The organism is Pseudonocardia oceanicola, assembly GCF_047200735.1.
Taxonomy (GTDB): Bacteria; Actinomycetota; Actinomycetes; order Mycobacteriales; family Pseudonocardiaceae; genus Pseudonocardia.
Genome location: NZ_JBJZON010000016.1, coordinates 152,820 through 173,158, shown reverse-complemented (window position 1 = coordinate 173,158; position 20,339 = coordinate 152,820). Strand labels below are relative to the sequence as shown.

Below are 20,339 nucleotides of genomic sequence, written 5' to 3'. Positions count from 1 at the left end.
GGTCGCCAGAGCGACCATCGCCACTCACAGGGGCTGACCAGGGAGAACAGATGCAGAACCTGACCCCCGCCGAGGCCCGCGAGCGCTTCCGCGCCGGACTCGTGACCCCGACGGCCGGGTGGTGCGCGGGCTTCACCCAGGCCAACCTCATCGCCCTGCCCCGCGAGCTGGCCTGGGACTTCCTGCTGTTCGCGCAGCGCAACCCGCAGCCCTGCCCGGTGCTCGACGTCCTGGAGCCGGGCGAGTTCGGCGGCCCGGTCCTCGACGGCGACGTCCGCACGGACATCCCGCTCTACCGGATCTACCGGGACGGGGTGCAGATCGCCGAGACGCCCGACGCCCGCGAGTTCTGGCGCGACGACCTCGTCGCCTTCCTCGTGGGCTGCAGCTTCACCTTCGAGCGGGCCCTGACCGCCGCCGGCGTGCCGGTGCGGCACGTCGAGGAGGGACGCAACGTCCCGATGTACCGGACGACGCGCCGGTGCCGCGGCGCGGGGGCGCTCGGCGGCCCGATGGTCGTCTCCATGCGCCCGGTCCCCGAGCAGCTGGTGGACACGGCCGTCGCCGTGACCGCCCGCTACCCGTCCGTGCACGGGGCCCCCGTGCACGTCGGCGACCCGGTCGAGCTGGGCATCGCCGACCTGGCGGCCCCGGACTACGGCGACGCCGTGACCGTCCGCGAGGGCGAGGTGCCGGTGTTCTGGGGGTGCGGGGTCACCCCGCAGGCCGCCGTCGTCGAGTCCCGGCCCTCGCTCGCGATCGCGCACGCCCCGGGCCACATGCTGATCACGGACGCCCGGGACGCGGACTACCTCGTCGGACCCGAGCCGCGGGTCGGCGCGGGCTGACGGCAGATCTGGTCGAGGTAGGCGGCCAGGGTGCGGCGGATCTCCGCGGGCGAGGTGAGGCAGGGCCGCGCGCAGCCCTGGAAGATCAGGCCCTGGACGAGCGCGTCGAGCGAGCAGGCCGTGGTCTCCGGGTCCAGCTCCGGGCGCAGCTCCCCGCTGGCCACGAGGATGCCGACGGCCCGGCGGGCGAGCCGGCGGATCCCGGCGCCGGTCTCCTCGCTGATCGCCGCGAGCGCCGGCGAGGACCGGGCGTGCGCGGCGAGGGCGAGGTAGGTCTCCGGGTCGGCACGCTGCCGCTCGTCGACGGGTAGCAGCTCGAGCAGCATCCGCTCCACGCCCGTGCGGTCCACCGCCGCCGCCAACAGGGGCACGACCCGGGCGGCGCCGCTGGTCACCGTCTCCACCATGGCCGTCTGCAGCAGGGCCTCCTGGCTGGGGAAGTAGTAGCGCAGCGCCGTGGGGGACAGGCCGGCCTCGGCGGCGACGGTCCGGACGGACACCCCGGCGATCCCGCCGCGGCGCAGCACCCGCCAGAGGGCCTCGACGATCGTGGCCCGCCGGGCGTCGTGGTCGGCGAGGCGGGGCACGGGCTTTGTCTACCACGGTCGGCCGGGTAGGTTCTGGTACAGCCGTACCAGCACCGCTCCCGTGCCGGCGGGTGACCGCCGGGGGGTCGGTACGGGCGCCGCTGTGTGCGGTCGGCGTGGTCCCGGTTCTCGTGACCGGGACCACGCTCCCCCGATTGCCGTCTCAGGGGTGTCTCAGCGTCGCAGCGAGGCTTGCACCGGCCGTTCACGATCCCCCGCTAGGGTCGCCCCCGTGCTGCCCACGCTCCGAGCACGCCTCGCGTCCTGGTTCGTCCGGCGTCAGTTGACGCGCATGAACAAGAAGGGTCTCGACCTGGGGTCCCTGCTCCCGGACTCCGCCCTGATGCCGCTGCGCCGGACCGGGCTGGACCCGGTCACCGCGCTCGCCGAGACCCGGACCCTCGCGCCGGTCAGCCGGCTGGACCTGCCGCTGAAGATCGGTGTCTGGCTGGTCACCGGGCGGGACGAGGTCCGCTCCGTCCTCGGTTCGGTCGACACCTACTCCAGCGACTTCAACCATCTCGCCCTGCAGATCGGCCAGGCGGAGAGCGAGAACCCCGGCGGCCTCGGCTTCTCCGACCCGCCCGTGCACACCCGGCTGCGCAAGCTCCTCACGCCCGAGTTCACGATGCGCCGGCTCGAGCGGCTCACCCCGCGGATCGAGGAGATCGTGGGGGAGTGCCTGGACCGGATGGAGGCCGCGCCGGGCCCGGTCGACCTGGTCGAGGAGTTCGCGCTCCCGATCCCGTCGCTGGTGATCTGCGAGCTGCTCGGGGTGCCCTACGCCGAGCGCGAGGCCTTCCAGGAGGTCGCGACCGCGCGGTTCGACCTGCTCGGCGGGGCCAGCGCCTCGCTCGGTGCGATCTCGGACTCGCTGGTCTTCCTGCGGGAGCAGGTCAAGAAGCAGCGCGACAGCCCCACCGACGGGTTGCTCGGCATGATCATCCGGGAGCACGGCGACCGGGTCGACGACGAGGAGCTCGCTGGGCTCGCCGACGGTGTGCTGACCGGCGGTTTCGAGACCACGGCGAGCATGCTGGCCCTCGGCACCGTCGCCCTGCTCGAGGACCCCGAGGCCGCCCGCCTGGTGCGTGAGGACGACACGGCCACCGGCCCGGTCGTCGAGGAGCTGCTGCGGTACCTGACCGTGGTGCAGGTGGCCTTCCCGCGCTTCGCCACACGGGCCGTCGAGATCGGCGGGGTCGCGGTCGAGGCGGGCGACGCGGTGATCTGCTCGCTGCTGGGGGCGGACCGGGACGGCGAGCTGCTGGAGACCTTCGACCCGCACCGCGCCCCGGGCTCGCACTACGCCTTCGGCCACGGCATCCACCGCTGCATCGGCGCCGAGCTGGCCCGCATGGAGCTGCGCGCCGCCTACCCCGCCCTGTTCCGCCGCTTCCCCGACCTCCGCCTCGCCGTCCCCGTCGACGAGCTGGAGTTCCGCGACGCGTCGATCGTCTACGGCGTGGAGAAGCTCCCCGTGCTGGTGCGCTGACCCCGGGCGCTCGCGGCCCCTATCCCGCACCCACCAACCGCAGTGCGAACTCCGTCTGCTGCCACGCGACGGCGTTCTCGCTGAGCTCGCCCTCTTCGCGGTACCAGGTCGCGAGGCCCATGCCGAGGTCGAGGATCGCGTAGCTGGCCAGCCGGACCGAGGGCACGCGGAAGCGCCCGGCCGCGACCCCGTCCGCCACCAGCCGGCGGAAGGCACCCTCGTACTCGGCGCGCTTGCCGAGCACGGTCCCGCGGTGCGGCTCGGCCAGGCTGCGCATCTCGCTGGCGCCCACGAAGGCCTCGAGCCGGTGCCGGGCGTGGAAGCGGACGTGCGCGTCGACGGCCCGCCGGAGCCGCTCGACCGGGTCCTCGGTACCGGCGACCGCGGCGCGGTGCAGCTCCAGCAGCGTGTCCATGGTGGCGGTCATCAGCTCGACGAGCAGGTCCTGCTTCGACGCGACGTGCTTGTACAGACTCGGTCCGCGGATGCCCACCGCCGCACCGATCTCGGCCATCGTGGTGCCCTCGTAGCCGCGGGCGGCGAACAGCTCGAGCGCGGCCGCACGGATCGCGGTCCCCGTCCCCATCGCCGTCCCTCCCGGCTACCGAGTGATAGCCACAACCGTGACAGTAGCCGGTGCGGTGTGCTCCGATGGGCTAGCACTCGTTAGCCGTGATCCGGGGAGGCACCGTGGCCGTGCAGGGACTCGACCTGCCGAAGCTCCAGGCGTACGTCGAGGAGCACGTCCCGGGCACCGGCCCGCTGACCGCCGAGCTGCTGCACGGCGGCCGCTCCAACCTCACCTACCGGCTCACCGACGGCGCGCGGACCTGGGTGCTGCGCCGGCCGCCGCTGGGCGGGCTCACGCCGTCGGCGCACGACATGAAGCGCGAGTACACCGTGGTCGCGGCGTTGTACGGGCACGGGGTGCCGGTCGCGCGGCCGATCGTGCAGTGCGAGGACGACTCGGTGATCGGGGCGCCGTTCGCGGTCGTCGAGTTCGTGGACGGACGGGTGATCCGCACCCGGGACGAGCTCGACGCGCTCACCGACGACGAGGTGCACGACTGCGCCTTCGCGCTGATCGACGCCCTCGCGGCGCTGCACGCCGTGGACCCCACGTCGGTCGGGCTGGAGAAGTTCGGCAAGCCGCAGGGCTACCTCGGCCGGCAGGTCCGCCGCTGGTACGACCAGTGGACGCGGGTGCGGACGCGGCCGCTGGCCGACGTCGAGACCCTGCACGAGCGGCTCGCCGCGATCACCCCGGAGGAGTCCGGGGCGTCGATCGTGCACGGCGACTTCCGCATCGACAACGCGATCCTCGGGCCCACGGACGTCACCGAGGTGCGCGCCCTCGTCGACTGGGAGATGTCCACGCTCGGCGACCCGCTCTCGGACCTCGGCCTGCACATCGCCTACTCCGACCCGGCCTTCGACCCGGTGCTCGCGGGTGGCGCGGCGGCCACCTCGACCCGGATGCCCCGGGCGGACGACCTGGTGGCCCGGTACGCGAAGACGTCCGGCCGAGAGGTCACCGACTGGCCCTTCTACCTGGCGCTGGGCTACTTCAAGGCCGCGGTCATCGCCGAGGGCATCCACGCCCGGTTCGTGGCCGGCAAGACCGTCGGCGAGGGCTTCGAGACGGTCGGCGGCGCGGTCGAGCCGCTGGCCGCGGTCGGCGTGCGGGCGCTCGGCAGCTAGGCAGCTAGGCCCGGCGCCGGTACAGCAGCAGGGTGTCGCGGCCGAAGGACCAGAGCAGGGCGGCCAGGGCGAGGGCGACGAGCGCCCCGGCGGCCAGCACCGGCAGCACGCCCGCCGCGGCCACCACGAGCACGATCCCCTGCGCGGCGGCCACCGCCTTCGCGGAGAACCGGGCCGGGAGGCTCCCGGTGAGCCACGGCAGCAGCCGGCCCGCGGCGACGAACGCGTACCGCAGCCCGCCGATGACCAGCACCCACGGCCCGGTCACGGCGGCGACCTGCACGCTCAGCACCAGGACCAGGAAGGCGTCGGCCTCCATGTCGAACCGGGCGCCCAGCGCGCTGGCGGTGCCGGTGCGCCGGGCCACCCGCCCGTCGACGAAGTCGAGCGCCAGCGCGACCGACGCCAGCCCGACGAGCGGGACCACCGCAGCCGGGGCCGCCACGAACCCGTCGACGACCAGGGCCGTCACCCCGCCGATCAGCACCGCCCGCCCGAGGGTGACCAGGTCCGCCGGGCCCAGGGCCGCGGCCCGGGCGCGGCGGGCGGCCCCGCCCAGCAGTGTGTGCAGCCCGGCCGCGTAGGCGGCCCCGGCCAGCCATCCGGCGGGACCGAGGCCGGCCGCCGCGGTCAACGCGCCGAGCAGCACGAGCTGGAGGACGGCCGCGGCGGTCTGCTGCCGGTCGAGCGGCAGGGTGGCACCGGGTGACGTCGGCAGGGGGCTCTGCAGGTACACACTTCCTACACGGTCGGGTGAGGTCGGCGGTTCAACCGGGAGGGCGCGGATGTCGTGGGAGGCGAGACTGAGTACCCCGGGATCGCCGGTGTGCACCCCGGATTGGCTGGCCCTGCGCGAGCCCGCCGACGCCGAGGCGCGGGCGTCGGATCTCGTGGAACCGCTGCGTGCGCTGAGGACCCCGCTCGTCGTCCGTGACCTGGGGTGCGGCAGCGGGTCGATGGGCCGCTGGCTCGCCCCCCGGCTGCCCCGGCCGCAGCGGTGGTACCTGCACGACCGCGACCCACGGCTGCTGGCGATCGCCGCGGGGAGCGTGCCCGGCGAGCCCGTCGAGGGCGAGCTCGCCGACCTCACCGATCTCGCGGGCGCCGCACTGGTGACCTGCTCGGCCCTGCTGGACCTGCTCACCGCCGACGAGGTGCACCGGCTCGCCCGGCTCAGTGTGGAGGCCGGCGCCGCCGCCCTGTTCACCCTGTCGGTGACGGGCGGGGTCCGGCTGACCCCGGCCGAGCCGCTCGACGCCGAGGTCGCGGCCGCGTTCGACGCTCACCAGCGGCGCAAGGTCGCCGGCCGCCGGCTGCTCGGACCCGACGCCGGGGCCGTGGCGGCCGAGGCGTTCCGCGCGCTCGGCGCCACGGTGACCACCCGGCCGAGCCCCTGGCGGCTCGGCGCGGCACACCCGGAGCTGACCGAGGAGTGGCTGCGCGGCCGGCTCGCCGCCGCGTGCGAGCAGGAACCCGCGCTGGCCCGGGAGGCGAGCCCCTACCTGCGGCGCCGCCTCGACGCCCTGGCCGCGGGGGAGCTGCGTGCGGAGGTCGGGCACGTCGACCTGCTGGTCCTGCCCTCCCGAACCGGCCCTGCTCGCCGCACCGGCCCCTGCTGAGCCGGCCGATCGACCGAGGCCTACCCGAAGGTGTCGAGGAAGCGGTCGCGGAAGGCGTCCATCCGCCAGACCGGCGCGTCCGGAGCGGGCTTCAACCCCGGCTGCCACTCCCATCCGGCGACCTTGTCGAGCACCGCCCGGTCCTTCGTGACCACCGAGATCGGGACGTCGTGGTTCGTGCTCCCGCCGGTGATGATCGGGGCGGGCTGGTGGTCACCGAGCACGATCAGCACCAGATCGTCGTCCGCGTAGTTCTGCACCCAGGACAGCAGCGCGTCGAGCGAGTACCGGATGGTGCGCCCGTAGCTGTCGCGGACCCGGGCCGGGTCGCTCCAGACGACGTCGGGCGGGTCGGCCGCGCGCACCTGTTCGTCGAACACGTGCCCGTCGCCCAGGGAGTCCCAGTCCCGCATGGTCGGCACGGGAGTCCAGGGCACGTGGCTGGAGGTCAGCGTGACCTCGCCCAGCAGCGGGCCGCGGCCCGGCACGCCGTACTCCCACTGCTGGAACCTCGACAGCGCGAACTGGTCCGGCATCGGGGACCAGCTGTAGTTCAGCCCGCGGTAGCCGAGGGCGTGCACGTCGTAGTGCTGGTCGACGCCGTAGAAGGTGCCCTCGGGCCACGCCGCGGTGGTCCCGGGCATCACCCCGACCGTGCGCCAGTCCGCGCGCTGGAAGGCCTTGCTGAGCGTGAGCCGGTCGCTGGAGGTGAGGCTGCGGTAGCGCTGCTGGTTGTCGATCCACAGCCCGGACAGGAAGGTCGCGTGCGCGAGCCAGCTGCCGCCGCCGGAGATGGGGGAGGTCAGCCAGCCGCTGCGGCTGCCGAAACCGGCGGCGGCCAGGTCCCGGTCCCCGCGCGCCAGCGTGGCCCCGACCCCGCCCGCGTACTGCGGGTCCTCGACGGCGCTGCGGCCGTAGCTCTCCACGTAGGCGACCACGACGTCCTTGCCCTTCAGCGCGGTGAGCAGCTGATCGGGCGGGGTGTCGCGGAAGGCGTCGACGGTGGCCTGTTCGGCGAACGCGCGTTCGTCCGCCAGGCTGACCGGGACCTGCTTCCCGACGGCCCAGGTCAGCGAGGCGGCGCTGCGCGAGGCGAACGGGACCGGCGGCACGAGCTGTGCCCCGAGCACCGCACACACCAGCCACACCGCGGTGAGGCCCGCGACGACCCGGGCGCTCACCCGCCGGTGCTCCCCGAGGAGCCGCGCCAGCCGGCGTGCCGCCAGCGCCGTGAGCACCGGCACCGCGACGACGAGCAGGCCCGCCGCGACCAGGGCCGCGATCCCTCCGGTCCGGCCGAACGATCCGGTCAGGAAGTCCACCGCGTTGCCGAGCAGTGCGCCGTCGAGCACCGGGTCGAAGGGCCGGGCGAGCACCGAGCGGAAGCCCAGGTCGACGACCCGGAGCAGGAGCAGCACGCCGAGCAGGCCACCGAGGACCAGCGCGACGACGCGGCGGGCGCCCCCGCGCAGCAGGAGCAGCAGCGCCACCCCGGCGAGGCCCTCCACCGGGAGCCGGAGGAAGGCGAGCGGCTCCACCTGCGCGACCTCCGCCGGCGCGGTCAGCGCGACCAGCACCAGCATCGCCGCGAGCCCCGTGAGCACTGCCGAGCCGATCCGGCGGGTCCGGCGCGGGCGGTCGTCGGCGGCCGACGGCGCGGTCCCGAGCGGGGTGGACACGGTCATGGGGCGGTTCTCCTCGGCACGGTGCACCGGTACCCACTGCGGGCGCCGGCATGAGGGGACACGGCCCGTGGCTCGCCGCGGTTCACCCCGATCCCGGTCGGCCGAGCGGCTCGACCTCGTCCCCCACGCGGACCGCGACGCCCGGGGTGTCCGGCACGAGGTTCACGCCGAACACGGCCTTCCCGCCGATCCGCCGGTGCCGGGCCAGCGTCGCGAGCGGCTCACGGCCCTTCCCCGCGGTCCGCGGGTCGATGGTGGTGACCACGCACCGGCCGCAGGGCTTCACCACCCGGAACCGGGCCGCACCGATCCGCAGCGCGGACCAGCCGTCCTCCGCCCAGGGCGCCGATCCGGCGACGACGACGTTCGGCCGGAAGCGGACCATCGGGACGGGGCCCTCGCCCGCGTCCGGCCCCGCGGTGATCAGCTCGTTCAGGGCGCCGAGCGAGCCGTCCGCGGTGAGCAGCAGGGGGAAGCCGTCGGCGAAGGAGACGGTGTCGCCCACCGCGCCGAACTCCGGGTCCACGGGGCGTTTGCGCGGGTCGTCGAGGTGGACGAGCTGCAGCGGTCGGCCGAGGACCTCGGTGAGCCACGCGGCCGCCGCCTCCCCGGCGTGGATGGCCTTGACCCGGTCGCGCCACACGACGACGTCGACCAGCGGGCCGCCGTCCGGCGTCGGCACGGGCAGTGGCGCGACGCCCGGGGCGCGCAGGACCACCCCCCGGTCGTCCGGTTCGGGGTGGACCAGCAGCAGCCGGGGGAGCGCGCGGGCCGTGACGAAGGTCCCGTCGGGCTCGGTGACCATCCAGCGACGGTCGCCGGCGAGCCCCCACGGCTCCACCCGGGCCTCCCCGACCTCGACGCCCCGGCAGGACTTCACGGGATACCGGGCCAGCCGGGCCACGACGAGCGTCACCGTCCGAGCCTAACCGGCCGCCGGGCGGCCCCTGCGGGGCTCTCGTTCGCACCCACCGCACGAACGGCACTCTTGTGCGCACCTACCACCGCACGAACGGCACTTTTGTGCGGCTCTACCGCACGAACGGCACTTTTGTGCGGCTCTACCGCACGAACGGCACTTTTGTGCGGACCTACCGCACGAACGGCACCTTTGTGCGGATCCCGGCTCCGGACCGGGCGGGACCGGGCAGGATCGGACGCGTGCGCGCGTTCGTGGCCCTCGTCCCACCGGCCGAGGCGATCGAGGAGCTGGCCGCCGCGGTGGCGCCGGTGCGCCGGGACCACCGCGGAACCCGCTGGACCCGGCCGGAGCAGTGGCACCTGACCCTCGCCTTCCTGGGCGAGATCGACGAGCCGACGCTCGAGGCGGTGCAGGTCGGCCTGTCCGCCGTCGCCGCCCGGACCGCCCCCGTCGAGCTCGCGCTGGCCGGCGCCGGCCGGTTCGGGGAGCGGGTGCTCTGGGTCGGGCTCGAGGGCGACCGGGACGGGCTCGCCGCCCTCGCGGCGGGCGTCGCGGCCTCCGCCCGCACCGCCGGTGTCCCGCTGGAGGACCGGGCCTTCCGCGCCCACCTCACCCTGGCCCGCGGCCGGGGTGGTGTGCGTGGGCTCGCGCCGGCCGTCCGGTCGCTCGCGGGCTTCACCGGCCGGACGTGGCGGGCCGGCACGCTGCACCTGGTCCGCAGCAGGCCCGGCCCGGTCTACGAGGACCTGGCCACCTGGCCTCTGGCCGGTGCCACCGGCCGGCCCGCGGACCTCACCGGCCGCTGATCCTCTCCACCACGGGCGCCAACGCCTCCGCGAACGGTTCGCTCACCGCCAGGTAGCTCACGCCCAGCTCCGCCCGCCGCCGTTCGAGCTCGGCGACCATCTCCTCCGGCGTACCGCGCAGCACCGCGAGGGTGTCCGGGTCCCGCAGTGCCTCCGCCGCGCCCGGGCCGGCCCAGCGGATCGCCTGGTCCGGGATCTCGTCGCCCACCACGAACAGGTTCATGGCGATCTCGGGGTCGCGGTCCCCGGCGCGGGCGCGGAGGTCCCCGGCCATGCGGGCCACCTCGGTCCGGGAGGTGGTCGGCCGGGCCGCGAGGGTCACGACGTCGGCCACCTCCGCCGCGAGCGCGAGGGCCTTCGGGCCGGACGCGGCCATCAGCACCGGGGTGCGGGTCTCGCCGTCGAGCTCGCGCAGCGCGGCGACCGCCGCCCGGACCTGCTCGAGCCGCTCGGTCGCGGTGCCCCAGGGCATGCCGAGCGCCTCGGCCTCGGCGCGGGCCGCGGGCCGCCCGGTGCCCAGGCCCAGGTCGAACCGGCCATCGGTCAGCGCGGTCATCGTGTGCGCCTCCCAGGCCGTGGCGCGGGCGGTGCGCAGCGGCGCGGCCAGCACGAACGGGCAGACGCGGAGCCCGGGAGCGGCGGCCGCGGCCGCGGCCAGCGCGGGCAACGGGGCGTGCAGGTGCAGGTTGTCGGGGGCGAGCAGGGTCGAATAGCCCAGGTCGGCGACGCGACGGGCGCGGGCGGCCCAGGCGCCGCCCGGGCCCTGGGGCGCCGCGACGACCCCGAAGCGGAAGGGGCGGCTCATCGGGCGGCGGCCCGTCGGGTGGCGTGCATGGTCGTCGTTCCTCCTTCAACTCGTTACACAGATTAATAGTTTACTTGTGTATACGGTTTGTCAAGGGTTACGGTCTGCTCGTGATCGAGCCCGGCTCCGCCTTCCTGCTGGCCCAGTTGGGTGCCTACGCCGCGGGCCGGTTCGCCGAGCGGGTCGCCGAGCTCGACCTCACCCCGCCGCAGACGGGACTGCTGCGCGTCATCGGCGCGGGGCCCGGGCAGTCGCAGCAGGCGCTCGCCCGGCTGGTCGGCACGCCGCCGAGCCGGCTCGTCGCGCTGGTCGACGGGCTCGACGAGCGCGGCCTGGTCGAGCGCCGCCGCAACCCGGACGACCGGCGCCTGCACGCCCTGCACCTCACCGAGGCCGGGGAGGCGCTGTTGCGGCGCGTCGCGGAGGTCGCCCGGGCGCACGAGGACGCGATCTGCGGACCCCTCGACGAGGCGGACCGCGCCCGGCTGCGCGAGCTGCTCGCCGGGCTGGCCGCGGCGCACGGGCTCACCCCCGGAGTGCACCCGGGCTACCGGAGGATCTGACCGGGCGCTGGTCGCGACCGCTCCAGCGCGACGGGCGACGACCTGCGGTGACAGGCTGTCCGGCATGAGCGACGCATCACAGCTGGCCCGCGAGCGCGCCGATCGCGGCTTCTTCGGCCAGCCGTCCCTGCTGTCGGCCCTGTTCGGGGTGGAGATGTGGGAGAGGTTCTCCTTCTACGGCATGCAGGGCATCCTGCTGATCTACCTGTACTACAGCGCGGCGCAGGGCGGACTGGGGATCCCGGAGACGACCGCCGCCGGCATCGTCGGGGCCTACGGCGGCCTGGTCTACCTCTCCACCATCGTCGGCACCTGGCTCGCGGACCGGGTGCTGGGCGCGGAGCGGACGCTCTTCTACTCCGCGATCGTCGTCATGGCCGGGCACATCGCGCTCGCGGTGATCCCGGGCCTGACCGGCGTCGGGGTGGGCCTGGTGCTCGTCGCGCTGGGCAGCGGCGGGGTGAAGGGCAACGCGACCTCCCTCGTCGGCACCCTCTACGAGCCCGGCGACGAGCGACGCGACGCCGGTTTCTCGCTGTTCTACCTGGGCATCAACCTCGGCGCGCTGGTCGGCCCGCTGCTCACCGGCCTGCTGCAGTCCACCGCGGGCTTCCACTTCGGCTTCGGCCTCGCCGCCGTCGGCATGGCCGCCGGGCTGATCCAGTACGCGATCCGGCGCAAGAACCTGCCGGCGAAGGCGCACGAGGTCCCGTCGCCCCTCGGCGACCGGGAGCGCCGCCGCGCGGTCGTGGCCGCGGCGGCGATCGTCGTCGCGGTCCTCGTCCTGGCCCTGACCGGCGTGCTGAGCGCCGACCGGCTCGACCTCGCGGTGATCCTGGTGACCTCTGCGGCCGCCGTCGGCTACTTCACGGTCATGCTCGCCAGCCGGCGGGTGACCCCCGTCGAGCGGCACCGGGTCCTCGCGTTCATCCCGCTGTGGATCGCCAGCGCGGCCTTCTGGTCGCTCTACCAGCAGCAGTTCACCGTCGTGACGATCTACTCCGACCAGCGGCTGGACCGCACCCTGTTCGGCTGGGAGTTCCCGGTCTCGTGGGTGCAGTCGATCAACCCGATCTTCATCATCGTGCTCTCCGGCGCGTTCGCCGCGCTGTGGACGAAGCTCGGCCCGCGCCAGCCGGCCACCCCGATCAAGTTCGGGCTGGGCACGGCGATCATGGGTGTGGCGTTCCTGCTGTTCCTGCCCATGACCGGCGGTGGCCCGAACAGCGCACCGCTGCTCGGCCTGATCGGCATCCTGTTCGTGTTCACGATCGCCGAGCTGATGATCTCGCCGGTCGGGCTGTCGGCGTCGACCAAGCTCGCCCCGGAGGCGTTCCGGGCGCAGATGGTCGGGCTGTTCTTCCTCTCGGTGGCGCTGGGCAGTGTGCTCTCGGGGACCCTGGCAGGCTTCTACAGCGAGGACTCCGAACGCGCCTACTTCGGGGTGCTCGGGGCCGTCGCGATCGCGGTCGGGCTGCTGGTGATGTTGTCGACACCGCTGCTGAAGCGGCTCATGGAGGGGGTCAGGTGACCGTCCGCTGGGGAATCGTCGGACCGGGACGCATCGCGCGGAAGGTGGCGGCGGACTTCGTCCACGTGCCCGACGCCGAGGTGGTGGCGGTCGCGTCGCGGTCCACGGAGCGGGCGGAGGCCTTCGCCGCCGACGTCGGGGCGCGGACGGTGCACGACTCCTACCGCGGGATCGTCGACGACCCCGAGGTCGACGTCCTCTACATCGCCACCCCGCACCCGCTGCACCGCGCGGTGGCCCTGGCCGGCATCCGGGCGGGCAAGCACCTGCTGGTCGAGAAGGCCTTCACGGTGACCCCGGAGGCGACCCGGGAGATCGCGGCCCTCGCGGCCGAGCGCGGCGTGTTCGTGATGGAGGCGATGTGGACCCGCTTCCAGCCCGCGATCGTCCGGATGCGCGAGCTGATCGCCGACGGCGCCGTCGGCGAGGTGATGGCCGTGCAGGCCGACCTCGGCGCGCAGCAGCCCACCAGCCCCGAGGACCGCTACTACAACCCCGCACTCGGCGGCGGCGCGCTGTTCGACCTGTCCGTCTACCCGATCTCGTTCGCGCAGATGGTGCTCGGCGACCCCGAGACCGTCACCGTGCACGGCCACACGGTCGACCAGGGCGTCGACGTCGAGGAGGCGATCCTGCTCGGCTACCCGGAGGGTCGCAGCGCCACGCTGTTCGCCTCGCTGCGCTGCCAGTCCCCGGGCGCGGCGCGGGTGGTGGGCACCGGCGGCTGGATCGACGTGCCGCCGCGCTTCCACCACCCCTCGCGCCTGCTCGTGCACCGCAACGGCCACGAGCCCGAGGAGCTCGACCTGCCGGCCACCGGGGCCGGTTACTCCCACGAGATCGTCGAGGTCACGGAGTGCGTGGCGGCGGGCCACGCCGAGAGCGCGGTGATGCCGCTGGCCGACACCGTGGCGGTGCAGGACATCATGGGTCGCGTCGCCGACCAGCTCGGCATGTCCGTCGCCGAGGGCCCCGCCGACCTGGACTGAGCCGACGGACCTCGAACACCAGTTCGATCCACAGGTGTGGACGGACCTGTGGACAACTCCGGGGCCTGTGCACAACCGTTCCCGTCCCGGGCGAGGGACCGGCGTTCCCGTTCAGCTCCCGGGCGACACCGCCGCTCGCTCGTCCCCCGACGGTCAACGCCGGCGGGTGCGGCGGGTGGCCGGCAGGTCCATGCGGTCGCCGAGCATGGTCCGGCACACCCGGACGGCGTGGGTGCGCAGGTGCTCGTCGTCGCCCGCCCGCAGGGCGATCTCGTCGAGCAGCGAGGCGAGGCCGAAGGCGTACTCCGGATGCGTGAGGCCTGCGTACTGGGCATGGACGGCGTCGTGCCGCAGCCAGGCCGCGGCCCGGCCGATGATCTCCTGGTCCGCGCGCAGGGCGGCGTGACGGCGGCGCTCGTACGGATGCACCGGTTCCCCCGAGGGTCGTGCCGAACAAGGACGGGCCCGGGGGAAGCGGACCGGGGCCCACTCTGCCCCGTCCGCCCGCTCCGGGCCATCCCCCGCCCGGTCACACCACGAGCAGCACTCCTCTGCCGGGCACCGTGTGCGTGACGGCTCCATAACGCGTTCTCCGAGCGCGGGATCCGGTGTCATGGCTCCATAACGCGTTCACCGGGCGCGATAGCCGGCGTTGTGGCTCCACAACGCGTTCTCCGGGCGCGGGCTCCGGCGTCATGGATCCACAACGCCGTCGTCGAGGCGCAGGGCCGCGTCGGCGGCGAGGTCGAAGAGGGCGGCGCGGATGCCCGCGGCCGTCGTCCAGCCCCGGTGGTCCCACTCCTCGCCCGCGAGCGAGTCGCCGGCGAAGAGCAGGTGTGCCAGCCGGATCCCGCGGAACCGGGCGACCGCGATGAGCGCCGACGCCTCCATGTCGACCACGGCGCAGCCCTCGGCCACCCGCCGCGCCACCCGGCCGCGCGTCTCGCGGAACAGGCCGTGCGTGGTCCAGGCCCGGGCCGTGACGTAGGGGACGTCGGCCCCGTCGAGCGTGCCGGACAGGGCCGCGACGCCCGCGGGGTCGGCCTCCACGCGAAGGTCCGGCTCGGCGTCGCCGAGTCCCGAGCTGAGAACCGAGCACACCTACGGTCCCCACCTCCGAAGGGCCAAGACGCGGGCTCCATATACCAACCCGGCCGGGCCGCCCTCAACTACGCCATTGCCAACCTCGGCGGGCCTCGGGTGGGCGCGGGAATAGACGACGTTTATCGCTCGTCGCACCACCCGCGACAACCGCCCGATGTCGAGGCACGCAGAACCCGCGTGCCCCTCGCGGATCGTGCTGACCGCCATGCCCTGAGTAGAGCACAAGGCACAGACCCGACGCGGTCACGGCGCCAGCATGTCGCGAAACATGCCGGGTACCCGCCAGGGAACAGCGTCCAGTCGGCGCTTGCAGAGCAGCGGGAAGAGGTTAGGTTCACCACCGTTCCTCCGGCCGACCGTGCTCGCAACGCCCCGAAGCCGACATGGCGCCCCTCGCTGCCGGCCACTACAACTACCGGGCCGAGTCGTGATCGTCAGATACCGTACGCTGGCCGGGCGCCATCGATAGTAAACGCCGTTTAGTGCGCCGGGCGACAGCGCCCTTGTATCGAGGAATAGCCACGCGCCCTGGCGCTGCGTCGCAACCAAGCCGCGAGCACTCGCAACCAGAACCAGCGATAAACGCCGTTTACGTGTGCCGCTACATCCCGATCGGGTGCATGACACGGCGTGTCGGCCGCCTCGATGAGTCGCGCCACCCCTACCGGCGAGGTATCCAAGTCCCCGTAAGGCGCCCCTTCTTGGCAGGTTGGGAAACTCGCTCCGGTCCGCCGGAGCACCGGCGTGACATAGCGTGCTGGGCCGCGTGACGCGAGAACCACACGGGACAGCCCTGGCAGGGGCTGTCCCGTTCTCGTTTCCGCTCCGACACGGCGTCGAACATTTGTTCGAGCCATGAGCGGCGTCCGATCCGGCTGCTCGCTCACCGGTCGAGCAGGCTGGGCGGGAGTAGGGGCCCGACGTCGCGTGACCTGGCCAGGGCTTGATCGACACCTCTACTGCTCGGGTGGCGGGTGGGTCGTGCTATGGGCTCAGGCGGTAGGTGTTGGCGGCGCAGGCAGCCGTGGCGTAGCTGCCGACCTCGGTCAGTGAGGTGGCAGGACCGGCCGGCAGCGCGGGGAGGGGACGGCCGCGGAGCTCCTCCCGGTCGTGAATTGCGCCGCAGGGGACGTGCGGTCGAGGCCGGGCCCGGTGGCGGCGTGCTCGCGGGGCATACCCAGGCAGAGTCCCTCCCCGCCACCCGTTACTGTCATAACGTAGCCGGGTAGATGGGCTGATTAGGCCGGAAAGCGCAGATTCCCGGACGGCGGATGAACCGCTACCGGACGCGGGCCAGGGGCCGCGCAGTCGACCAAGCATGCGCGGCGCTGTGAGCCGGTGACCAGCGTCGAGGGACTGCACCGCCGGCCGCAACTGACGGGCTGTCGTAGGGCGCGTAGCCCGTGTATCAGCCACCGTACCGTTGACCTCTTGCCGGCCTTCGGCAAGACGGCGCAGCGGACCACACTTGGGGAGTTCACCGCACGACTGCGGGACCGTGGATTCGAGGCCAAGGCCATTCGCGGGTCCGTGGCCGCCCTCGCCGAGCAGTGGCCGCATGTACGGGTTCTGGTCGAGCAACTTGGGTTCGTCCGGGGCGAGAGACACGAGATCGTGCTCCTCAAGATGATCCCGGCGATCTTCGGTCGGACCGCGATCACCGAGGGACACCCGGACCCACTGGCGTGGGCGCGGCGGGCCTCCGGCGCGGCTATCGGGCTGATCTCCGCGGTCGGTGCCCTCGGCGGGCTGCTCATCAACCTGGCCTTCCGGCAGTCGTTCGCGACGACGCAGAGCGGGATCCCCGCCTTCTGGGCCTTCCTCGCCTTCTACGCGGTGTGTTCCGTGGTGACCTACCTCGCGTACACCCGACAGTCCGCCTCCGTGCAGAGCGAGTCGACGCAGGCTGCTCCCGTCCGGGTGTGACGAGATCGTTCACGTAAGCGCTGCGTACAGGGTGGGTTACGTTGATGGTTCGGAAGACTGACGGAACTCTCCGCTGCCGGAGAATGGCCGGATGGCTGCACCCCTCCCGTCCTCCGGTACGGCGCCGCTCCCGCTGGCGGGGTTCACCGCGGGGGTGACGGCGGCGCGGCGGGCGGACGAGCTCGGGGCGATGCTGGAGCGGCGGGGAGCCCGGGTACAGCACGGACCCGCGATCCGGATCGTTCCCGTGCACGACGACGTTCGGCTGCACGAGGCGACCCGCGCAGTGCTCGACACCCCGCCGGACATCGTCGTGGCGACGACCGCCATCGGGTTCCGCGGGTGGCGCGAGGCCGCGGACGGGTGGGGTCTCGGCGACACACTGCTCGACGTCCTCGGGCGGTGCGAGCTCGCGGCGCGGGGCCCGAAGGCGCGGGGCGCGATCCGGGCGGCGGAGCTGCCGGATCCCTGGTTCCCGAAGTCGGAGTCCTCGGCGGGGGTGCTCAGCCACCTGCTCTCCCGGGGTGTCGAAGGGCTGCGGATCGCAATCCAGCTGCACGGCGAGCCACTCCCGGACGTCGTCGACACCCTCCGGCCGGCCGGGGCCGAGGTCGTCGAGCTGCCGGTGTACCGGTGGATGCCGCCGCAGGACCTCGCCCCGCTGGACCGGCTGCTCGACGCCGTGGTCGGAGGCGGGGTGGACGTGCTCAGCTTCACCAGCGCGCCCGCGGTGGCGAGCACGCTGTCCCGGGCGGACGGGCGCGGGGTGCACGACAAGCTGGTCGAGGCCCTGCGGGGGCCGGTGACTGCGCTCTGCGTGGGACCGGTGACCTCGGCCCGGCTGGAGGGCCTGGGCATCGAGACCGTGCAGCCGGCCCGGTCCCGGCTCGGCGCATTGGTCCGGGTCCTCGAGGACGGGGCGCCGGGCCGGGCGGTGGCCCTGCCCGTGGCCGGTCACCAGCTGGAGGTCCGCGGGCACGCCGCCGTGGTCGACGGCGTGCTGCAGGCCGTCCCCGCGGCGCCGATAGCACTGTTGCGGGTGCTCGCGGAGCGCCCGGGCCGGGTGGTGTCGCGGTCGCAGCTGCTCGGGGCGCTGCCCCGACGCGGTGGGGGCGAGCACGCCGTGGACATGGCGATCAACCGGCTCCGCCACGCGCTGGGCGCCCCGGAACCGGTGCAGACCGTGGTCAAGCGGGGCTACCGGCTCGCGCTCGAACCCGAGTTCGGTCAGGTCGGTGCCCGGTGCGCGGAGGAGGGACGCTGGTGAGCGCGGTGGCGACCCACTGCCCCTACTGCTCCCTGCAGTGCGGGATCACCCTGACCCCCACCGAGGCGGGGGTCGAGCTCGCCGGCCGCGAGGACTTCCCGGTCAACCGTGGCGGGCTGTGCATGAAGGGCGCGCACGCCGCCGAGCTGCTCGACCACCCGGAGCGGCTGACCGTCCCGCTGGTCCGGGAATCCCGCGACGAGCCCTTCCGGGACGCGACCTGGGAGGAGGCTCTCGACCGGGTGGCCGCCGCGATCCTGCAGACCCGGGCCCGGTACGGCCGGGACGCCGTCGGTTGCTTCGGCGGCGGCGGGCTGACCAACGAGAAGGCCTACCAGCTGGGAAAGTTCGCCCGGGTGGCGCTGCGCAGTGCGTCCATCGACTACAACGGCCGCTTCTGCATGTCCTCGGCGGCCGCAGCGGGCACCCGCGCGTTCGGGCTGGACCGCGGCCTGCCGTTCCCGCTCGCGGACATCCCGCTGGCCGAGACCGTGCTGCTGGTCGGCAGCAACCCGGCGGACACGATGCCGCCCGCAATGCGGTTCTTCGAGGAGGCCCGCACCAACGGGGCCCGGCACATCGTGGTGGACCCGCGCAGGACGGTCACGGCGGAGCACGCCCACCGGCACCTGCAGCCGGTCCCCGGGACGGACCTGTCCCTGGCCAGCGGCCTGCTGCACATCGCCGTGACCGAGGGACTGATCGACGAGCACTACGTCGCCACCCGCACGAGCGGGTTCGACGCGGTCCGCCGCGCGGTGCGCGCGTACTGGCCGGACCGGGTCGAGCGCACCACCGGTGTGTCGGTCGAGGACATGCGCGCGACCGTCCACGACCTGGCCCGCTCCAAGGCAGCCATGATCTTGACCGCCCGCGGGGTCGAGCAGCACGCGGATGGCACGGACACGGCTCAGGCCTGGATCAACCTGGCTCTGGCCCTGGGGCTACCCGGCCGCGGACCCGGCTCCGGGTGGGGCACCATCACCGGGCAGGGCAACGGACAGGGCGGTCGCGAGCACGGGCAGAAGGCCGACCAGCTGCCGGGCTACCGCAAGCTCGCCGAACCCGCGGCCCGTGCGCACGTCGCGGCGGTGTGGGGTGTCGACCCGGACGAGTTGCCGGGCCCCGGGGTGTCCGCCTACGAGCTGCTCGACGGACTGGGCGAGCCCGGTGGGGTGCGCTGCCTGCTGCTGGCGGCGTCGAATCCGGTGGTGTCGGCACCGAACGCCCGGCACGTGACCCGACGGCTGCAGTCCCTGGACTTCCTGTGCGTCACGGACTTCTTCCTGTCCGAGTCCGCCCGGCTCGCCGACGTGGTGCTCCCGACGACCCAGTGGGCCGAGGAGGAGGGCACCATGACCAACGTCGAGGGCAGGGTGCTGGTCCGGAGGCGGGCGGTGGCCCCGCCCGCCGGGGTGCGGAGCGACCTGGAGATCTGGCACCAGATGGCCGCCCGGCTCGGGCGCGGCGATCACTTTGCGACCGATCCCTGGGTGGTGGCGGACGAGCTGCGCCGGGCCAGCGCGGGTGGTCTCGCGGACTACGGCGGGATCACCCGGGCCCGGCTGGAGGCGGGGGAGGAGCTGTTCTGGCCCTGCCCGGACGAGCAGCACCCGGGCACCCCCCGGATGTTCCTGGATCGCTTCGCCACCCCGGACGGTCTCGCGCGCTTCGTCCCCGTGCGCTCCCGGATCGCGCAGGAACGACCCGACGAGACCTACCCCTACCTGCTGACGACCGGCCGGTCCCGGGCCCAGTACCAGTCCGGGACGCAGACCCGGCGCTCGCCCACGCTGAACGCCGCCGCCCCGGAGGCCTACGCCGAGCTGCACCCGGAGCTGGCCCGCCGGATCGGTGTCGCAGACGGGGATCTCGTCCGGCTCCGCTCGCCCCGCGGATCCACGACCGTGCGCGCCTGGGTCACCGCGGCGATCCGCCGCGACACCGTGTTCGTCCCCTTCCACTGGGGCGGCGAGGCCTGCGTCAACGCGCTGACCAGCGACGCGCTCGACCCCACGTCACGGATGCCCGAGTTCAAGACCTGCCCGGTCGCGGTGGAGGCCCTCGCCGCCACCGCCGACGACGTCGCACCCGACACCGCGCGCCGCCCCGCCTGATCCCACCACGACGGAGGACACCCCCAATGCACAGCACGCCGCGTTTCTTGCAGGGCGTCTACGAGTTCACCGGCGCCGGGCTGGACAAGCCCGCACTCCTCGATCCCGCGCTGGCCTACACCGTGCCCGCGGGCGTCACCACCCAGCCGATCTACTTCCGGGGCGGCAACGCGACGGACGAGCTCGTCACCATCGTGCTGGTCCGCGACGGAGCACCCATGCGTCTGTTCCCGGTGGGGGCCAAGGCGGACACCCACGTCAGCCTCGCCGTCGTCGAGGACCTGGAGATGGGGACCGTGCTGGAGCTGCACGTGGCCGCGCCCGCCGGGTTGACCGGCACCGTGGTCGTCGACCTCGGGCTGGTGGAGGTCTGA

The 20,339-nt window shown here is 74.0% G+C and carries 20 protein-coding genes; 12 read left to right on the top strand and 8 right to left on the bottom strand.

Annotation, left to right across the window (positions count from 1 at the left end):
- Positions 1-59 precede the first annotated feature (59 nt).
- Positions 60-848, top strand: coding sequence for a putative hydro-lyase (locus tag ACL02T_RS22265; protein WP_412832676.1), 789 nt, complete (start codon positions 60-62; stop codon positions 846-848).
- Here the strand turns inward: ACL02T_RS22265 and ACL02T_RS22260 are convergent.
- Complete coding sequence (locus ACL02T_RS22260; protein WP_412832663.1) at positions 809-1,435, bottom strand: TetR/AcrR family transcriptional regulator; 627 nt, start codon at positions 1,433-1,435, stop codon at positions 809-811. The two genes, ACL02T_RS22265 and ACL02T_RS22260, sit on opposite strands and share 40 nt — an antisense overlap.
- Positions 1,436-1,727: 292 nt before the next feature.
- Between ACL02T_RS22260 and ACL02T_RS22255 the strand changes: the two genes are divergently transcribed.
- A complete protein-coding gene (locus ACL02T_RS22255; protein WP_412832675.1) occupies positions 1,728-2,930 on the top strand; it encodes a cytochrome P450 in 1,203 nt (400 codons plus the stop codon).
- Positions 2,931-2,949: 19 nt separating this feature from the next.
- Here the strand turns inward: ACL02T_RS22255 and ACL02T_RS22250 are convergent, their stop codons facing one another.
- Positions 2,950-3,516 carry a TetR/AcrR family transcriptional regulator gene (locus ACL02T_RS22250; protein ID WP_412832662.1) on the bottom strand — a complete coding sequence of 189 codons (567 nt, stop codon included), beginning with the start codon at positions 3,514-3,516 and terminating at the stop codon, positions 2,950-2,952.
- 104 nt (positions 3,517-3,620) lie between these two features.
- Here ACL02T_RS22250 and ACL02T_RS22245 point away from each other — a divergent pair, with 104 nt between their 5' ends.
- Positions 3,621-4,631: a phosphotransferase family protein gene (locus ACL02T_RS22245; protein ID WP_412832661.1), complete on the top strand. Its 1,011-nt coding sequence runs from the start codon at positions 3,621-3,623 to the stop codon at positions 4,629-4,631.
- 4 nt (positions 4,632-4,635) lie between these two features.
- Here the strand turns inward: ACL02T_RS22245 and ACL02T_RS22240 are convergent, their stop codons facing one another.
- Complete coding sequence (locus ACL02T_RS22240; RefSeq protein ID WP_412832660.1) at positions 4,636-5,367, bottom strand: CDP-alcohol phosphatidyltransferase family protein; 732 nt, start codon at positions 5,365-5,367, stop codon at positions 4,636-4,638.
- A 49-nt stretch (positions 5,368-5,416) separates the two neighbouring features.
- Here ACL02T_RS22240 and ACL02T_RS22235 point away from each other — a divergent pair, with 49 nt between their 5' ends.
- Positions 5,417-6,250 carry an SAM-dependent methyltransferase gene (locus tag ACL02T_RS22235; RefSeq protein ID WP_412832659.1) on the top strand — a complete coding sequence of 278 codons (834 nt, stop codon included), beginning with the start codon at positions 5,417-5,419 and terminating at the stop codon, positions 6,248-6,250.
- A gap of 20 nt (positions 6,251-6,270) precedes the next feature.
- Here the strand turns inward: ACL02T_RS22235 and ACL02T_RS22230 are convergent, their stop codons facing one another.
- The gene (locus ACL02T_RS22230) at positions 6,271-7,935 is read right to left on the bottom strand and encodes an alkaline phosphatase family protein (RefSeq protein ID WP_412832658.1); all 1,665 of its coding nucleotides are present in this window, start codon (positions 7,933-7,935) and stop codon (positions 6,271-6,273) included.
- A gap of 82 nt (positions 7,936-8,017) precedes the next feature.
- On the bottom strand, positions 8,018-8,851 hold the full coding sequence (locus ACL02T_RS22225) for an MOSC domain-containing protein (protein WP_412832657.1): 834 nt from the start codon (positions 8,849-8,851) through the stop codon (positions 8,018-8,020).
- 74 nt (positions 8,852-8,925) lie between these two features.
- On the opposite strand from ACL02T_RS22225, the gene thpR reads away from it, so the two are divergent.
- Positions 8,926-9,663 carry an RNA 2',3'-cyclic phosphodiesterase gene (gene thpR, locus ACL02T_RS22220; RefSeq protein WP_412832656.1) on the top strand — a complete coding sequence of 246 codons (738 nt, stop codon included), beginning with the start codon at positions 8,926-8,928 and terminating at the stop codon, positions 9,661-9,663.
- On the opposite strand, the gene ACL02T_RS22215 is transcribed toward thpR, so the two are convergent.
- Positions 9,650-10,468 (bottom strand): LLM class flavin-dependent oxidoreductase, encoded by an 819-nt coding sequence (locus tag ACL02T_RS22215; RefSeq protein WP_412832655.1) that lies wholly within the window; start codon positions 10,466-10,468, stop codon positions 9,650-9,652. The two genes, thpR and ACL02T_RS22215, sit on opposite strands and share 14 nt — an antisense overlap.
- A gap of 110 nt (positions 10,469-10,578) precedes the next feature.
- On the opposite strand from ACL02T_RS22215, the gene ACL02T_RS22210 reads away from it, so the two are divergent.
- The 3 genes from ACL02T_RS22210 (at position 10,579) to ACL02T_RS22200 (ending at position 13,551) form a co-directional block, all read left to right on the top strand.
- Entirely contained in the window at positions 10,579-11,031 is a 453-nt protein-coding gene (locus tag ACL02T_RS22210; protein ID WP_412832654.1) for a MarR family winged helix-turn-helix transcriptional regulator, read from the top strand.
- Between the two features lie 64 nt (positions 11,032-11,095).
- Entirely contained in the window at positions 11,096-12,562 is a 1,467-nt protein-coding gene (locus tag ACL02T_RS22205) for a peptide MFS transporter (RefSeq protein ID WP_412832653.1), read from the top strand.
- On the top strand, positions 12,559-13,551 hold the full coding sequence (locus ACL02T_RS22200) for a Gfo/Idh/MocA family protein (RefSeq protein ID WP_412832652.1): 993 nt from the start codon (positions 12,559-12,561) through the stop codon (positions 13,549-13,551). Before ACL02T_RS22205 ends, ACL02T_RS22200 begins: the two co-directional genes overlap by 4 nt.
- A gap of 153 nt (positions 13,552-13,704) precedes the next feature.
- Here ACL02T_RS22200 and ACL02T_RS22195 read toward each other — a convergent pair whose 3' ends face one another.
- Complete coding sequence (locus tag ACL02T_RS22195) at positions 13,705-13,980, bottom strand: hypothetical protein (RefSeq protein ID WP_412832651.1); 276 nt, start codon at positions 13,978-13,980, stop codon at positions 13,705-13,707.
- 264 nt (positions 13,981-14,244) lie between these two features.
- Positions 14,245-14,652 carry a phosphorylase family protein gene (locus tag ACL02T_RS22190; protein ID WP_412832650.1) on the bottom strand — a complete coding sequence of 136 codons (408 nt, stop codon included), beginning with the start codon at positions 14,650-14,652 and terminating at the stop codon, positions 14,245-14,247.
- A gap of 1,434 nt (positions 14,653-16,086) precedes the next feature.
- Between ACL02T_RS22190 and ACL02T_RS22185 the strand changes: the two genes are divergently transcribed.
- The 4 genes from ACL02T_RS22185 (at position 16,087) to ACL02T_RS22170 (ending at position 20,339) form a co-directional block, all read left to right on the top strand.
- Positions 16,087-16,581 carry a hypothetical protein gene (locus tag ACL02T_RS22185; protein WP_412832649.1) on the top strand — a complete coding sequence of 165 codons (495 nt, stop codon included), beginning with the start codon at positions 16,087-16,089 and terminating at the stop codon, positions 16,579-16,581.
- Between the two features lie 91 nt (positions 16,582-16,672).
- The gene (locus tag ACL02T_RS22180; protein WP_412832648.1) at positions 16,673-17,848 is read left to right on the top strand and encodes a uroporphyrinogen-III synthase; all 1,176 of its coding nucleotides are present in this window, start codon (positions 16,673-16,675) and stop codon (positions 17,846-17,848) included.
- Positions 17,845-19,965 carry a molybdopterin oxidoreductase family protein gene (locus ACL02T_RS22175; protein ID WP_412832647.1) on the top strand — a complete coding sequence of 707 codons (2,121 nt, stop codon included), beginning with the start codon at positions 17,845-17,847 and terminating at the stop codon, positions 19,963-19,965. The genes ACL02T_RS22180 and ACL02T_RS22175 overlap by 4 nt, the downstream gene beginning before the upstream one ends.
- A gap of 26 nt (positions 19,966-19,991) precedes the next feature.
- The gene (locus ACL02T_RS22170) at positions 19,992-20,339 is read left to right on the top strand and encodes a molybdopterin oxidoreductase (protein ID WP_412832646.1); all 348 of its coding nucleotides are present in this window, start codon (positions 19,992-19,994) and stop codon (positions 20,337-20,339) included.